Genomic DNA, 13,952 nt, shown 5'->3' with positions numbered 1-13,952 from the left:
GACGACCATGGCGACCACCACGCTCACCAAGGCCGAGGACCGTACGGCGGTCGGGCACGCCGCCCGCATCGACCACGTCTCGAAGTCCTTCGGCGGACCGGAGGGGCAGCAGCTCGTCCTGGACGACATCACACTCGATGTCGCTCCCGGCGAGTTCGTCACCCTCCTGGGCGCCTCCGGGTGCGGCAAGTCGACCCTGCTCAACCTGGTGGCCGGACTCGACCGCCCGACCGCGGGGTCCATCGAGACCCCCGGCGGGCGGCCGGCCCTGATGTTCCAGGAACACGCCCTCTTCCCGTGGCTGACCGCGGGCAAGAACATCGAACTCGCGCTGCGGCTGCGCGGCGTACCCAGGTCCGACCGCCGCGCCGAGGCGGAGCGGCTGCTCGAACTCGTACGGCTCGGCGGGGCGTACGGGAAGCGGGTGCACGAGCTTTCGGGCGGCATGCGGCAGCGGGTGGCGATGGCCCGCGCGCTCGCCCAGGACAGTCAACTGCTGCTGATGGACGAGCCGTTCGCCGCACTCGACGCCATCACCCGGGACGTCCTGCACGACGAGCTGACCCGGATCTGGCGCGAGACGGACGTCTCGGTCCTCTTCGTCACGCACAACGTGCGCGAGGCGGTCCGGCTCGCGGAGCGGGTCGTCCTGCTGTCGTCGCGGCCGGGCCGGATCGCCCGGGAGTGGACGGTCGACATCGACCAGCCGCGCCGCATCGAGGACACCGCGGTGGCCGAGCTGTCCGTAGAGATCACCGAACAACTGCGTGGGGAGATCCGCCGACATGGCCAGCACTGAGACCGCCGCCAAGGACACCGCCCAGGACCTGGCGGGCCTGGAGGCGGGGCTGGACGCCCTCGACGCCGTACGGGTGAGCCGCACCCCGGTCCGCGAGGTGCTGGTGCGCAAGGTGCTGCCGCCCGTCGTGGCAGTGGTCCTGGTGCTCGTCGTCTGGCAGGTCCTGATCTGGGCGCAGGTCACCGACGACTACAAGCTGCCGTCGCCGTCCCAGGTGTGGGACGAGGTGACCGACGCCTGGGCGCAGGGCACTCTGCTCGGCTACATCTGGACCAGCGTCTCGCGCGGTCTGCTCGGCTTCCTGCTGGCGCTGGCCATCGGTACCCCGCTCGGGCTGCTGGTGTCGCGCGTCAAGCCGGTCCGCGCGGCGATCGGGCCGGTGCTCTCCGGGCTCCAGTCGCTGCCGTCGGTCGCCTGGGTGCCCCCCGCGGTGATCTGGCTGGGGCTCGACGACAGGATGATGTACGCGGTGATCCTGCTGGGCGCGGTCCCGTCGATCGCCAACGGCCTGGTCGCGGGCGTCGACCAGATCCCGCCGCTGCATCTGCGGGCCGGGAAGACGCTGGGTGCCACCGGGCTCCGCGGCACCTGGCACATCGTGCTGCCGGCCGCGCTGCCCGGCTATCTGGCGGGGCTGAAGCAGGGCTGGGCGTTCTCCTGGCGTTCGCTGATGGCCGCCGAGATCATCGCCTCCTCGCCCGATCTGGGGGTGGGCCTCGGGCAGTTGCTGGAGCAGGGCCGGGAGACCAGCAGCATGTCGATGGTGTTCCTCGCCATCGTCCTGATCCTCACCGTCGGCATCGCGATCGACCTGCTGATCTTCAGTCCGCTGGAGCGGTGGGTGCTGCGCGGCCGCGGCCTCCTCGCCAAGAGCTGAGTACGACCATGACCGCTCCGGTACTTCTCGTCATCGCCCACGGCAGCCGTGACCCGCGGCACGCGGCGACCGTGCACGCGCTCACCGCGCGGGTGCGGTCGCTGCGGCCGGGGCTGCGCGTGGCGACGGGTTTCCTGGACTTCAACGCGCCGTCGGTGCCGCAGGTCCTGGAGCGGCCGGCCGCACAGGGGGCGCAGGACGTCGTCGCGCTCCCCCTGCTCCTCACCCGGGCCTTCCACGCCAAGTCCGACATCCCCACGGTGCTGCGCGAGGCCCGGAGCAGGCTGCCCCGGCTGCGGGTCCGGCAGGCCGAGGTGCTCGGCCCGTCACCGCTGCTGAACTCGGCGCTGGAACGGCGGCTGCACGAAGCCGGGATCCGTCCCGGCGACCGGAGTTCGACCGGGCTCGTCCTGGCCTCGGCGGGCTCCACAGACCCGGAGGCGATCGCAGTGATCGCTGAAATCGCGCGGGAGCTGCGGCACACCGGTTGGTGTTCCGTGCGGCCTGCGTTCGCCTCCGCCGCATCTCCCACGGGGTTCCCGCGTACTGAGGACGCGGTACGGGCCCTGCGGGACGAGGGGGTGCGCAGGGTGGCGGTGGCGCCGTACGTCATCGCTCCCGGCCGGCTCCCGGACCGGATCGCCGAAGGGGCGGCCGACGCGGATGTGCTGGCCGATGTGCTCGGTGCCTCACCGGAGTTGGCGCGGCTGCTGCTGACCCGGTACGACGAGGCCCGGGTGCCGGCGGCCCGGACCGCGGTGCTCACCGCGTGACGCGGCGCCCGGTCACCCCACGTCCAGGCTGCCCGTGCGGGTCCGCTTGAGTTCGAAGAGGTCCGGATTCCCGGCGAGCACCCGGAAGCTGTCGAAGACGCGTCCCGCCTCCTCGCCACGCGGTGCCGCCCGCAGCACGGGCCCGAACCAGACGGCGCCGTCGACATGGATCGTGGGCGTACCGACGTAACCGTCCGCCTCCGGGTCCTTTCCGGCGTCGTGGCTGCGCCGCAGCGCCTCGTCGTACGCCTCCGAGTGCGCGGCGGCGGCGAGCCCGGCGGGCAGGCCGAGCTCCGCGAGCGACTCGGCGATCACCTCGTCGAAGTCCTCGTTCTTCTTCTGGTGGATACGGACACCCATCGCGGTGTAGAGATCGCGGAGCACCCCGTCGCCGTGGGCCTCGGCCGCCGCGACCGCGACCCGTACCGGGCCGATCGACTTGTCGACCAGCTCCCGGTACCAGTCGGGGAGTTCATTGCCGGTGTTGTGCAGATGGAGACTCATGACGTGGAAGCGGAGATCGATGTCGCGCCGCTGCTCCACCTCCAGCATCCAGCGGGAGGTGATCCAGGCGAACGGGCATGCCGGGTCGAAGTAGAAGTCGACGGCGGTCCGGTCCTGTTCCGATGTGCGTGATGTGGTCATGGGTCGAGCCTAGACACGGATTGGCACGTGATCCCGGGCCATTGTCCATCGATTCGACTGGGCCACTTCGGCCCGGGAGGGGCGGGCGGTAGCATCCCCGGATGCGAACCATCGAGACCCTGGCCCCGCAGGCCGGGCAGATCGACACCGAGGGCCTGCGCGCGTTCGACGCGGACGGACTCGCGGGGTACGTCACCGATCCGGCGCACCCGTGGTGGCGCCGCAGGGCCTGTGTGGTCGCGCTGGCCGGGCGGGTGCCGGAGCACCGTGTCGCCGGGCTGATCGCGCGCGTCCAGGACCCCCGCGACGTGGACGAGGTCCGGATCGCGCTGCTGGACCTTCTCCCGGACCGGGCGGAACTCCTGCCCTGGCTCGGGCACGAGGACCGGCGGCAGGAGAGTTCGTACGGAGTGTCCGCGGCGATCCTCAAGGCCCGCGGCCTGCTCGGCGACCGTTCGGCTGCGGGCGAACTGGCGACGCTCGCGGCCGAACCGTGGCCGCGCCTCCGGGCGATCGGCGAGGCCGGGCTGGACGCGCTGGTCGCCCGGCACGGAACGGACGCGGTCCTGGCCGACGTCGGTGACGCGCGCCCCGAGGGGCGTGCCTTCCATGTCCGGATGCGGCACCGCGCCGGCCAGGACGTCACCGACGCGCTCGCGGACCCCGACCGGGCGGTCGCGTACCTCGCCCAGTCACTGCTGACCGACCCGGACCGGCTCCGCGGCTACCTCGGCGAGGCACCGACGGCCGAGGCGAAGCTGTGGGCCGCGTACGCGCTGCACCGTCTCACCGGTGACACCGCCGAGACCCGGGCGATCCACGACTCGCTGGGCCGCCCCAGGGTCGAGGTCGACGGTCTGGACGACGAACTGCGCGGGGTGATCCTCCAGGAGTACGGGCACGACTGCGAGGAGCAGAGCGACCCTCGGTGGCGGGTCGAGGCCATCTGCGCCGAGCCGCCCGTCGAGCCGGACGAGGACGAGCAGCTCCGCCGGGCCACGGCCGCGCTGACCGCGGCGGGCCTGACGCCGCAGCCCCCGGTCTCCTGCGGTGAGGACCACCGGCAGGGCGGCGGCACCTATCACGTCATCAGGTCCGGCAAGAGCAAGGACGGGAGCGAGATCTTCGTCAGCGCCCTCGGCCGGTTCGCCGGCTCGTACGCACCCGAACCGGCCGCCCGCGCGGCCCTGGAATCCGCCGGCTTCCGCTGGATCGACCGGGCGACCGGCGCGATCCGGGTCACCGGCCTCTGCGTCTACTACTTCGGCAGCCGCGAGCCCCTGGACATCGCCACCCTGCTCTTCTACTGGCAGGACTAGGTTCTGTCCGGGCGACTCAGGCCCCGGTCCACTGCGGGTCGCGTCCGCTGTGGGCCAGCGCCTGCTCGAAGACCGACGCCGACGCGGGCAACGCCACCTCGTCGGCGAAGCCGTCGTACTGCCGGTAGAGCGCGGCCATGCTGTCGACGACGCCGAGGACGTAGGCGGCCGCCCCGTCGGAGAGCCGGTACTCCTCGCCGACGGCACGCGCCACGTCCCAGCCGTGCAGGGCCGTCTCCGCGATGAGCATCGCGGCGATGTCGGCGGCCGGGGTGGCCGAACCCCCGAGGTCGACCTCGCCCTCCCAGACCGCCGGGTCGGACCAGGCGGCGACCGCGCGGTCCAGCTGCGCGGCGTACTGCTGCGCCCAGTCGGCGTCGGCGGTGAAGTCGCGGGCGGTGAGCTCCTCCGGGAGGTCCTTGCGCAGGGCGCGGTGCTCCAGGCCGTGGGAGGTGTACAGCACCCAGTGGTTGACGAGCCCGCGCACATCCCAGTCGCCGCAGGGCGAGTTCGGTGCGTCGAGCTGCTCGGCACGGATGGTGCGGGCGATGCGGGCCGCCTCGGCGGCGACTTCGGTCAGGTGCGCGTGCTCGTTCTTCATGCCGCAAGCCTACGAGCGCCACCTCACACAGCGATTGAAGAAAAGCGACAGCAGCCCATCTCTTCCAACAGTCCGTTGCCCCCGACCGAGCCTGGTTCGGCTCCCCGCCCCGCAACCAGTGGACTGCGGGCTGCGGACACACGCGGAAGACGCCCACCAACCGCCCCGCTCCGCACGAGGCACAAGCGCCGCCTCGGCCGGAACACATCTGTCACCATGGAGAAATGGTGTGTTCCCCGCGCGGGTGGGGGTGGGTCGGCACGGGCGGAGCAGAGCCGCCGGGCGGCGGAGTTCTCCCCGCGCAGGTGGGGTCTTCCGCGCTCGGCGTCTCCGTAAGGGTCCGGCTCGGGCGTGAAGTCAGCGGGTGGGGGGAGCGATCTAGGATCGTGGGATGTCCTTCATGTCTGGCTCCTTCGATGAGACCTTTCTGCTCGGCGGCGAACTGCCCGTACGCCGGCTCGGCTACGGCACCGCCCAGCTGACCGGCCCCGGCTACTGGGGCCCGCGCGGTGAGCGACAGGACGCCGTGGCGGTGCTGCGGGCCGCCGTCGAGCAGGGCGTCACGCTCGTGGACACCGCCGACAACTACGGTCCGGGGCTGGCCGAGGAACTCGTCGCCGAGGCGCTCCACCCGTACCGCGAGGATCTGGTGATCGCGACCAAGGGCGGGGTGGTGCGCACCAGTGACAGCGCCTGGCACATCGCGGGCCGGCCGGAGCAGCTGCGGGCGATGTGCGAGGCCAGTCTGCGGCGGCTGCGGACGGACCGGATCGACCTCTATCAGCTGCACCGGCTGGACCCGGAGGTGCCGATGGCCGACCAGCTGGGCGCTCTGGATGCACTGAGGCAGGAAGGCAAGATCCGGCACATCGGTCTGGACACCCTCACCGCCGACCAGCTGGAGCAGGCGCTGTCCCTGACCGGGATCGCCTCGGTGCAGAACCGCTTCAATCTCCTCGACCGTTCGTCGGACGCGGTACTGAAGGTGTGCGAGGCCCACGGCCTGGCCTTTCTGCCCTGGTTCCCGCTGGCCAACGGCGTTCTGACCGGCGACGCCGCCGCGGCGCTCACCGGCATCGCCGACCGGCACGGTGCCCCCCGCGGGCAGATCGCCCTCGCCTGGCTGCTGCACCGGTCCCCCGTGCTGTGCCCGACCCCGGGCACCGGTTCGCCCGCCCATCTGGCGGAGAACCTGGCGGCCCGGGAGATCCGGCTGTCCGCCGAGGACCTGAGCCGCCTGGAGGCGCTCGCACCCGCGTGAAGGAGCACTCGCCCGTACCACCCCCCGTACCACCCCCGCCGTCCCCGCCCCGGCCGCCGCTCCCGAACCGGGTGGCGCCGACCCGGTGATCCGGGCCGACGCCGTCTCGCTCGTACGGGACGGCGATGTGCTGCTCGACTCGGTCTCGCTGACCGTTCGGAGCGGCGAGCACTGGGCGCTGCTCGGTGCCAACGGTGCCGGGAAGAGCACGCTGCTGGGGCTGCTCGGCGCGGTCAACCACCCCACCCGGGGTTCGGTGGAGGTGCTGGGACGCACCCTCGGCCGGGTCGATCTGCGGGAGCTGCGGTCGCTGCTCGGGCATGTCAATCCGCGTCATCCGCTGCGTTCCCCGCTGTCGGTGCACGAGGTGGTGCTGACCGGTCTGACCAACTCGGTCGAGCCGGTGCCGCGCCGGTCGGTGAACGAGGAGCAGCGGGACCGGGCGGAGCGGCTGCTGAAGATGCTCGGCATGGGCGGCAAGTCGGGCTCGCGCCGGCCGGCGCTGTCGCAGGGCGAGCGGGGCCGTACGCTCATCGCCCGCGCCCTGATGCCGCAGCCGCAGCCGCAGCCGCGGCTGCTGCTGCTCGACGAGCCGGCCACCGGTCTCGACCTCGCCGCGCGTGAGCAGCTGCTCGACAGTCTGGACGTGCTGCGGGACGAACATCCGGAGCCGGCCACGGTCCTGGTCACCCATCACCTGGAGGAGCTGCCCGCCTCCACCACGCACGCGCTGCTGCTGCGGGGCGGCCGGTGCGTGGCCTCGGGCCCGGCGGACGAGGTACTGACCACCGACCGGGTCAGCGACTGCTTCGGGCATCCGGTGCGGATCTCCCGTACGGACGGCCGGTGGGCGGCTCGGGCGCAGCGCGTGGGCCGTCGCTGACCGGTGATCAGCCCTCGGCGTCGGCGTCGGCGTCGGCGTCGGCGTCGGCGTCGAACGGCGTGGCCTGGTTGAAGTAGAGCACCCAGCCTTCGTCGGTCAGCCGCCACACCGAACTGCGGTGGGCGAGGCGTCCCTTCGTCTCGGTGTCGTAGGTGAGGTGGACGAGGTCGTCGGCGAGCTGGACCCCGCTCATCCGGGACGCGGTGAGCGGGCCGGGGCGCGGGGCGTCCGCCGCGGTGAGCGAGGTGATCATGGTGTCGCGGTTCCAGACCCGGCCGGTGTAGTCGATCTCGCGGTAGTCGGGGTGCAGCAGCTGGGCGAGGAGTTCGGCGGAGGCGCGCACGGCCGGGTCCAGAAGGCGCAGCTCGCCCTCGACCGCGGCGGCCACACCGGGGGACGGTTCACTCATGTGCGGGCTCCGTCGTGCGCGGGTGCCGGGGGTGCCGTGGTCTCCGGGGGTGCCGTGGTCCCTGTGGGTGCCGTCATCTCCACCAGCTTGACCACGGTGTTCCAGTTGCGCGAGGTGGCGACGAGGCCCTTGGTGACGGAGGAACGGGACAGCGCCTCGGCGAGCTTCGAGCGGCCCAGTCCGTCGGGGGCGTAGAGGTAGAGGGCGCGGTCGCCGAGTCCGAACGCCTCGGGGAGGAAGGCCGCCGGGTCGATCCGGGCGAAGCGGCCGGCGTCGACCGGCTGGTCGTAATAGGTGATGTGGAGCTGTTTTCCTTCGAGTTCGGCGGCCGGGAACGGGCAGGCCGCCGCAACTGCCGCCAGGTAGGCTCCGTCCCGGACCAGGCAGGGTACGGGGAAGCCGAAGCGCTTCTCGATGGCCTGCTCCAGTTCGGCGGCGAGTGCGTTCTCGTCGTCCGACGGGCTGCTGAAGACGGCGTTGCCGCTCTGCAGGTGGGTGCGGACGTCCCCGTGTCCCAGTTCGGTGAGCAGCGTACGGAGTTCGGCCATCGGAACCTTCTTGTGGCCGCTCACATTGATCCCGCGCAACAGCGCCGCGTACATCGTCATGGGCACACCATAGGACGATCTCTTCGCGCGATGCGGCCGCCGCGCCCCGTGGGGGAGGGCGCGGCGGCCTGTCATGGCTGCGGGTCGGTTACTCGACGACCTTCAGCAGCTTGTTCGGCGTGCCCTCGGTCGCGTTGGAGATCGCGTCGGGGGTGGCCCCGTCGGTCAGAGCCGTGGCGACCTCCTCGGGGGTGGCGTCCGGGTGACCGGCGAGGTAGACGGCGGCGGCACCGACGACGTGGGGGGTCGCCATGGAGGTGCCGGAGATGGTGTTGGAGCCGTCGTCGCTGTCGTTCCAGGACGAGGTGATGTCCGAGCCCGGGGCGTAGATGTCCACGATCGAGCCGTAGTTGGAGAACGACGACTGCTCGTCGTCCACCGTGGACGAGGCGACCGTGATGGCCTCGGGGACGCGGGCCGGGGAGCTCTCGCCCGCGTCGGAGGATTCGTTGCCGGCGGCCACCGCGAACGTGACCCCGGAGGCGATGGCCTTCTGGACCGCGGCGTCGAGCGCCTCGTCCGCGCCGCCGCCGAGGCTCATGTTGGCGACGGAGGGGCCCTCGTGGTTCTCGGTGACCCAGTCGATGCCGGCGACGACCTGCTCGGTGGTGCCCGAGCCGGAGTCGTCGAGCACCCGGACGGCGACGATCTTGGCCTTCTTGGCGACCCCGTAGGTCGCACCGGCGATGGTCCCCGCCACGTGGGTGCCGTGGCCGTTGCCGTCGTCGGCGCTGTCGTCGTTGTCCACGGCGTCGTAGCCCGAGCTGGCCCGGCCCTCGAACTCGTTGTGCGTGGTACGGACACCGGTGTCGATGACGTACGCGGTGACACCCTCGCCCGCGCTGTCCGGGTAGGTGTACGCGTTGTCGCCGGCCGTCTCGGTCTGGTCGATCCGGTCCAGCCCCCAGGACGGCGGGTTGTCCTGGGTCTCGTCGATGTGGAACTTCTTGTTCTGGACGACCTTGGAGACGGCCGGGTCGGCCGCCAGGCGCTTGGCCTCGGTGAGCGAAAGGCCGCTGGCGGAGAAGCCGTTGATGGCGGAGCTGTAGTTCCGCTTCAGCTTGCCGCCGTACTCCTTGGCGAGCTTCGCCTTGTCGGCCTTCTGGTCCAGCATCACGATGTAGCTGCCGGAGACGGCGTTCGCCGCGTCCGCGCCGTAGACGACGCCCATCGCGGGGGCGGGGGCCGCACCGGCGAGGGAGGTGTTGAGCAGGGTGACTCCGGCGGCCGCGGCCACGGCGGTTATCGCCGCGGTCAGCTTGATCCGGCGTGCGCGCTTGTGAATTGCCATGAAGAGGGGTCTCCTCGTCATTCTTTGTGGGGGGATTGACCCCCGGCCGGAAGATCTCCGGGGGCTGGCTCGAAACCCTCGCCGATTGACGCGCCCAGATCAAGACCTTCATGCGGCTGTGACTTACTCAACAAAGTTTCGTAATAAGAAACCGGCCAGCCGTGCCCAAGTCGGGCACGGCCGCCGCAACACCCCCCGCGCACAACGGGCTTGGGGCACGACCGGCACACTTCGCACCTGGGAAGACGAACCCCGCCCGGCCGTACGGACGGGCGGGGCGACGGCTTGATTCCACCCTCGTGTTCACAGAGCTCTCACGAGGTGACCACGTTGAGGGCGGCTCCGGGCGACGCGGCCCCCGGAGACCCCCGTCGGCCCGGCGAGCGGCACCTCAGACCCTCAGAACCTCAACGCTGGTAGCGGGCCAGGACCCGGTTCCCGTCGTCGACCAGACGCTTCCTCAGCTCCTGCGCCCCGATGGCTCCGCTGTAGTACTCCTGGAGGGCGGGCGTGGCGACCTTGTCCTTCCACTCCGGGTAGCCGCGCACCGACTGGGCGGGCGCCGGCCGGAGCGCCTTCGCGACGGCGACACCGGTCGCCCAGCCGTTCTCCGCGGTGTGCAGGGACGGGTCGGCGAGGGCCGCCGTGCCGGTCGGGAGCATCCAGTCGCCCTTGGCCAGGCGCACCATGTTCGGCGGCCGGAGCATGAAGTCGATGAACTGCGCGGCCTCCTTCTTGTGCGGGCTGGCCTCCGCGACGGACAGGGTCTGCGGGCTCACGCCCTGGGCGAGGCCCGCACTGCCCGCGGGGGCCGGCAGGACCGTCCACTCGAAGCCCTCGGGTGCCTGCTCGACGACCTGCTGGCGGTAGGAGAAGCCCAGCGGCACCATCGCGTACTTGCCGCCGAAGAACCCGGGCAGGGTGTCGGAGCCGCCCATGCCGAGTGCGGTGCGCGATGCGCTGTGGTCGGTGTCGACCTGGTCGTGGATGGTGCCGGGGACGACCTGGTCGCCCTCGCCCGCGCGGATGGTCACCTTGCCGTCGGCACCGCGGTGGAAGAGCCGGCCGCCGCCGGAGAGTCCGAGGTTGAGGGTGACGGAGACCGGTTCCTTGAGCGGCCAGGCGACGCCGTACCGCCCCTTGCCCGTCAGTTCCTTGGTGACCTGCCGGAACTCGTCCCAGCTCCACGGCTCGTCGGGGGTCGGGACGCGGACCCCGGACTCGGTGAGGATCTTGGTGTTGGCGATCAGGACGCGGGGCTCCTGGAGGAACGGCACACCGTAGACGCCCTCGCCGAAGGTGGTGGTGGACCAGCTCTGCCGCGGGATGTCGGCGGTCAGCCGGCCGGGGAGCAGTCCGCGCAGGTCCGCGAGGTAGCCGCTGTAGGCGAAGTCGGCCAGGTCGTCGGAGGCGTCGTGGATGATGTCCGGCGCCTCGTCGCCCTCGAAGGAGGTGAGCAGCTGGTCGTGGACGGTGTCCCAACTGCCCTGGACGTAGCTGACATGGATGTCCGGATGGGCCTCGTTCCACTCCTTCACCAGCTGTTTGTTGGCGTCGACGGACTCCTTCTGCCAGGCCAGCGACTGGAAGCTGAGCTCGATCCGCCCGCTGGCGTCCCGGCCGTCGTCCGTCCCGGCGCAGCCGGTGAGCAGCAGGGCCAGCGCGGTGGCCGCGGCGGCGGCCGTCGTCCGCAGGGATGCCCGCATCAGCTCTTCACCGCCCCGGCCAGCATGCCGCCCGTGATCCGCCGCTGGATGATCGCGAAGATCACCAGTGAGGGCAGGGTGGCGAGGAACGCGGCGGCGGCGAGCGGCCCGAGATCGGCCGCGCCCTCCGCACCGATGAAGTGGGTCAGTACGACCGGCAAGGTCTGCTTCTCCGGGGTCTTGAGCAGGACGAGCGCGAAGAAGAGCTCGTTCCATGCGGTGATGAAGGCGAAGAGCGCGGTGGCGACGATGCCGGGGGCCAGCAGCGGGGCCGTGACCGAGACGAGTGTCCGCAGTCGGCCCGCGCCGTCGACCGAGGCGGCCTCCTCCAGCTCGGCGGGCACCGCCCGTACGTATCCGACCAGCATCCAGAGCGCGAAGGGCAGCGCCCAGACGACGTACACCATGATCAGCCCCCACAGGGTGTTGATCAGATGGAGGTTCTTCAGGATCAGGAAGAGCGGGATGATCAGCAGGACGAGCGGGAAGGCCTGGCTGATCACGACCCATCCGGTGGCCGCCGTCGAGAGCCTGGAGCGGCGGCGGGCCATCACATACGCCATGGGCGTGGCGACGACGACCGCGATGAGAGCGGCGCAGACCGCGGCGATCAGCGAATTGGCGGCGGCCTGGAGCAGCGGCTGTTCGTCGAAGGCCTTGCGGAAGTTGTCGAGCGTCGGATGGTCGGGGATCCAGGTGGGGTGCAGGGAGCCGAGTTCGCGCGCCGGTTTGAAGGCGGTGGAGATCAGCCAGAGGAACGGGAACGCCAGGAAGACGAGATAGCCGAGCAGCGCGGCGTACTGTCCGGCGCGTGCGGTTCTGCTGGTGCGCATGCTCATCGGTCCTCGCCTCCCCTGAGCCGGCCGGCGAGATACACGGCGAGGATCACGGAGATCACCGCGACCATCACACAGCCCATCGCGGCGGCGTATCCGAACTGTCCGTAGTGGAAGGCCTCTTCGTACGCGAAGAGCATCGGCAGCCGGGTGCGCCCGCCGGGCCCGCCGTTGGTCAGTACGTAGACCAGCGCGAAGGAGTTGAAGTTCCAGATGAAGTTGAGCGCGGTGATGGCGAGCGCCACCGGCCTGAGCACGGGCCAGGTGACGGTACGGAAGCGGCGCCAGGCACCGGCCCCGTCCAGCGCGGCCGCCTCGTGGAGCTCCTGCGGGGTGTTCTGCAGCCCGGCGAGCAGGGCGACGGTGGTCTGGGGCATGCCCGCCCAGACGCCCACGACGATCACGGCGGGCAGGGCGGTGGCGAGTCCGGTGAGCCAGTCCCGGCCGTCGCCGAGGCCGAGATCGCGGATGGTCTCGTTGAGGATGCCCGCGTCCGGGTTGTAGACGAGCCGCCACATGAGGCCCACGACCACCTCGGGCATCGCCCACGGAATGATCGCCAGCGCCCGCGCCAGCCAGCGCATCCGCAGATTCTGGTTGAGCAGCAGGGCGAGGCCGAGGGCCAGTACGAACTGCGGGACGGTGACGCCGAACGCCCACACCAGGCCGATCCGGAACGAGTCCCAGAAGAGGGTGTCGTGGAGCAGGTCCTGGAAGTTCAGCCCGCCCACCCACTGGGTGGAGCGGGTGCGGCCGGACTGGGCGTCGGTGAAGGCCAGCGCGATGCCGTAGAGCAGGGGGCCGACGCTCAGGACCAGGATCGGGATCAGCGCGGGGAGCACCAGGAACCAGGTGCCGGCGCTCCGGCCGGCGGGCCGGGACCGCTTGTCCTGCGAGCCGCCGGGCGGGCCGCGCCTCTCCGAACGTACGGTTGCACTAGCTAATGTCATGAATTCGCCCCCTTGCGTCATTCGATCGGTTTCATACCGTTCTGGCCGCTCAGGTGGCCTCCGTCATCGTGCTGACGGGCCGTCGGTTCGTCAAGCCAACCTGCACGGATGCGAAAATCGCAGCCATGAACGAGATGCGTGCGCGTGAGGTGCTGACCGCTGCCGGACTGTCCGGCGGTGCGGAGCTGCTCGCGCTGGGTGAGAACGTGGTGTTCGCCGTCGGCGACCTGGTGGTCAAGGTCGGCCGGGACGCCGTGCGGCACCCGGAACTACGGGACCGGGCCGAACGCGAGGTGGCCGTCGCCCGGTGGCTGGCCGATTCGGGCGTACCCGCCGTACGGGCCGCCGAGGCCACGGCGCGCCTGGTCGAGGGCCACCCCGTGACCCTCTGGCACCGGCTGCCCGACGCCGTGCGCCCCGCCGAGCCGCGGGACCTGGCACGGCTGCTCACCCTGGTGCACGCGCTGCCCGCCCCGGACGGCCTCGGTCTGCCGCGCCGTGAACTGCTGGGCGGCGTCGAACGCTGGCTGCGGCTCGCGGGCGACGCGATCGACCCGGCCGACGCCGACTATCTGCGCGAGCGCCGCGACGGCTTCGCTGCGGCCGCCGCCGCACTGGTCCCGCATCTGCCGCCGGGGCCGATCCACGGCGACGCGCTGCCCCGCAACGTCCATGTCGGTCCGGACGGGCCGGTGCTGGTCGATCTGGAGACCTTCTCCGCGGATCTGCGCGAGCACGACCTGGTGGTGCTCGCCCTGTCCCGGGACCGGTACGGCCTGGCGCCCGAGGCATACGACGCGTTCACCGCCGCGTACGGCTGGGATGTCCGCGAGTGGGAGGGCTGCGCCGTGCTTCGCGGGGCCCGGGAGACGGCCAGCTGTGCCTGGGTGTCCCAGCACGCGCCGAGCAACCTGAAGGCCCTGGCGGAATTCCGCCGCCGGGTGGCCTCGCTGCGTGACGGCGACACGGCGGTGCGGTGGTATCCGTTCTGAGC

Annotated in this window: 15 protein-coding genes; 7 read left to right on the top strand and 8 right to left on the bottom strand. The window is 71.5% G+C overall.

Annotated features, from left to right (window positions below; translation table 11 throughout):
* Positions 1–7: 7 nt before the first annotated feature.
* Genes BT364_RS17095 through BT364_RS17085 form a run of 3 tightly spaced genes read left to right on the top strand, consistent with a single transcriptional unit; the run spans position 8 to position 2,449 of the window.
* Positions 8–799, top strand: coding sequence for an ABC transporter ATP-binding protein (locus tag BT364_RS17095; RefSeq protein WP_072486020.1), 792 nt, complete (start codon positions 8–10; stop codon positions 797–799).
* Positions 786–1,676 (top strand): ABC transporter permease, encoded by an 891-nt coding sequence (locus tag BT364_RS17090; protein WP_072486019.1) that lies wholly within the window; start codon positions 786–788, stop codon positions 1,674–1,676. The genes BT364_RS17095 and BT364_RS17090 overlap by 14 nt, the downstream gene beginning before the upstream one ends.
* A gap of 8 nt (positions 1,677–1,684) precedes the next feature.
* A complete protein-coding gene (locus BT364_RS17085; RefSeq protein ID WP_072486018.1) occupies positions 1,685–2,449 on the top strand; it encodes a sirohydrochlorin chelatase in 765 nt (254 codons plus the stop codon).
* Positions 2,450–2,461: 12 nt separating this feature from the next.
* On the opposite strand, the gene BT364_RS17080 is transcribed toward BT364_RS17085, so the two are convergent.
* Complete coding sequence (locus BT364_RS17080; RefSeq protein WP_072486017.1) at positions 2,462–3,094, bottom strand: DsbA family protein; 633 nt, start codon at positions 3,092–3,094, stop codon at positions 2,462–2,464.
* Between the two features lie 101 nt (positions 3,095–3,195).
* On the opposite strand from BT364_RS17080, the gene BT364_RS17075 reads away from it, so the two are divergent.
* A complete protein-coding gene (locus BT364_RS17075; RefSeq protein WP_072486016.1) occupies positions 3,196–4,413 on the top strand; it encodes a hypothetical protein in 1,218 nt (405 codons plus the stop codon).
* A 16-nt stretch (positions 4,414–4,429) separates the two neighbouring features.
* Here the strand turns inward: BT364_RS17075 and BT364_RS17070 are convergent, their stop codons facing one another.
* Entirely contained in the window at positions 4,430–5,014 is a 585-nt protein-coding gene (locus tag BT364_RS17070; protein ID WP_072486015.1) for a TIGR03086 family metal-binding protein, read from the bottom strand.
* 391 nt (positions 5,015–5,405) lie between these two features.
* Here BT364_RS17070 and BT364_RS17065 point away from each other — a divergent pair, with 391 nt between their 5' ends.
* Positions 5,406–6,275, top strand: coding sequence for an aldo/keto reductase (locus BT364_RS17065; protein WP_371268597.1), 870 nt, complete (start codon positions 5,406–5,408; stop codon positions 6,273–6,275).
* A gap of 85 nt (positions 6,276–6,360) precedes the next feature.
* Positions 6,361–7,158 (top strand): ABC transporter ATP-binding protein, encoded by a 798-nt coding sequence (locus BT364_RS17060; RefSeq protein ID WP_072486014.1) that lies wholly within the window; start codon positions 6,361–6,363, stop codon positions 7,156–7,158.
* A 7-nt stretch (positions 7,159–7,165) separates the two neighbouring features.
* Here BT364_RS17060 and BT364_RS17055 read toward each other — a convergent pair whose 3' ends face one another.
* From BT364_RS17055 to BT364_RS17030, 6 genes are all read right to left on the bottom strand, one after another.
* On the bottom strand, positions 7,166–7,567 hold the full coding sequence (locus tag BT364_RS17055) for a nuclear transport factor 2 family protein (protein WP_072486013.1): 402 nt from the start codon (positions 7,565–7,567) through the stop codon (positions 7,166–7,168).
* The gene (locus BT364_RS17050) at positions 7,564–8,175 is read right to left on the bottom strand and encodes a DUF1697 domain-containing protein (protein WP_256259899.1); all 612 of its coding nucleotides are present in this window, start codon (positions 8,173–8,175) and stop codon (positions 7,564–7,566) included. The genes BT364_RS17055 and BT364_RS17050 overlap by 4 nt, the downstream gene beginning before the upstream one ends.
* A gap of 88 nt (positions 8,176–8,263) precedes the next feature.
* Entirely contained in the window at positions 8,264–9,466 is a 1,203-nt protein-coding gene (locus BT364_RS17045) for a S8 family peptidase (RefSeq protein WP_072486012.1), read from the bottom strand.
* Between the two features lie 407 nt (positions 9,467–9,873).
* Positions 9,874–11,172 carry an ABC transporter substrate-binding protein gene (locus BT364_RS17040; protein WP_072486011.1) on the bottom strand — a complete coding sequence of 433 codons (1,299 nt, stop codon included), beginning with the start codon at positions 11,170–11,172 and terminating at the stop codon, positions 9,874–9,876.
* A complete protein-coding gene (locus BT364_RS17035) occupies positions 11,172–12,011 on the bottom strand; it encodes a carbohydrate ABC transporter permease (RefSeq protein WP_072486010.1) in 840 nt (279 codons plus the stop codon). The genes BT364_RS17040 and BT364_RS17035 overlap by 1 nt, the downstream gene beginning before the upstream one ends.
* Positions 12,008–12,958, bottom strand: coding sequence for a carbohydrate ABC transporter permease (locus tag BT364_RS17030; protein ID WP_072486055.1), 951 nt, complete (start codon positions 12,956–12,958; stop codon positions 12,008–12,010). The genes BT364_RS17035 and BT364_RS17030 overlap by 4 nt, the downstream gene beginning before the upstream one ends.
* Before the next feature lie 125 nt (positions 12,959–13,083).
* Here BT364_RS17030 and BT364_RS17025 point away from each other — a divergent pair, with 125 nt between their 5' ends.
* Positions 13,084–13,950 (top strand): phosphotransferase enzyme family protein, encoded by an 867-nt coding sequence (locus BT364_RS17025; RefSeq protein WP_072486009.1) that lies wholly within the window; start codon positions 13,084–13,086, stop codon positions 13,948–13,950.
* The last annotated feature ends 2 nt before the right edge of the window (positions 13,951–13,952 follow it).

This window comes from Streptomyces atratus, assembly GCF_900119365.1.
GTDB classification, from domain to species: domain Bacteria; phylum Actinomycetota; class Actinomycetes; order Streptomycetales; family Streptomycetaceae; genus Streptomyces; species Streptomyces atratus_B.
This window is presented reverse-complemented; position numbering and strand designations above follow the sequence as displayed.

What these genes read in the sequence shown, in the direction of transcription:
- BT364_RS17055 (WP_072486013.1), bottom strand. Translation starts at nt 7,567, where the DNA reads ATGAGTGAACCGTCCCCCGGTGTGGCCGCCGCGGTCGAGGGCGAGCTG.
- BT364_RS17025 (WP_072486009.1), top strand. Translation starts at nt 13,084, where the DNA reads ATGAACGAGATGCGTGCGCGTGAGGTGCTGACCGCTGCCGGACTGTCC.
- BT364_RS17095 (WP_072486020.1), top strand. Translation starts at nt 8, where the DNA reads ATGGCGACCACCACGCTCACCAAGGCCGAGGACCGTACGGCGGTCGGG.
- BT364_RS17080 (WP_072486017.1), bottom strand. Translation starts at nt 3,094, where the DNA reads ATGACCACATCACGCACATCGGAACAGGACCGGACCGCCGTCGACTTC.
- BT364_RS17090 (WP_072486019.1), top strand. Translation starts at nt 786, where the DNA reads ATGGCCAGCACTGAGACCGCCGCCAAGGACACCGCCCAGGACCTGGCG.
- BT364_RS17050 (WP_256259899.1), bottom strand. Translation starts at nt 8,175, where the DNA reads ATGACGATGTACGCGGCGCTGTTGCGCGGGATCAATGTGAGCGGCCAC.
- BT364_RS17085 (WP_072486018.1), top strand. Translation starts at nt 1,685, where the DNA reads ATGACCGCTCCGGTACTTCTCGTCATCGCCCACGGCAGCCGTGACCCG.
- BT364_RS17065 (WP_371268597.1), top strand. Translation starts at nt 5,406, where the DNA reads ATGTCCTTCATGTCTGGCTCCTTCGATGAGACCTTTCTGCTCGGCGGC.
- BT364_RS17040 (WP_072486011.1), bottom strand. Translation starts at nt 11,172, where the DNA reads ATGCGGGCATCCCTGCGGACGACGGCCGCCGCCGCGGCCACCGCGCTG.
- BT364_RS17075 (WP_072486016.1), top strand. Translation starts at nt 3,196, where the DNA reads ATGCGAACCATCGAGACCCTGGCCCCGCAGGCCGGGCAGATCGACACC.
- BT364_RS17045 (WP_072486012.1), bottom strand. Translation starts at nt 9,466, where the DNA reads ATGGCAATTCACAAGCGCGCACGCCGGATCAAGCTGACCGCGGCGATA.
- BT364_RS17030 (WP_072486055.1), bottom strand. Translation starts at nt 12,958, where the DNA reads ATGACATTAGCTAGTGCAACCGTACGTTCGGAGAGGCGCGGCCCGCCC.
- BT364_RS17035 (WP_072486010.1), bottom strand. Translation starts at nt 12,011, where the DNA reads ATGAGCATGCGCACCAGCAGAACCGCACGCGCCGGACAGTACGCCGCG.
- BT364_RS17070 (WP_072486015.1), bottom strand. Translation starts at nt 5,014, where the DNA reads ATGAAGAACGAGCACGCGCACCTGACCGAAGTCGCCGCCGAGGCGGCC.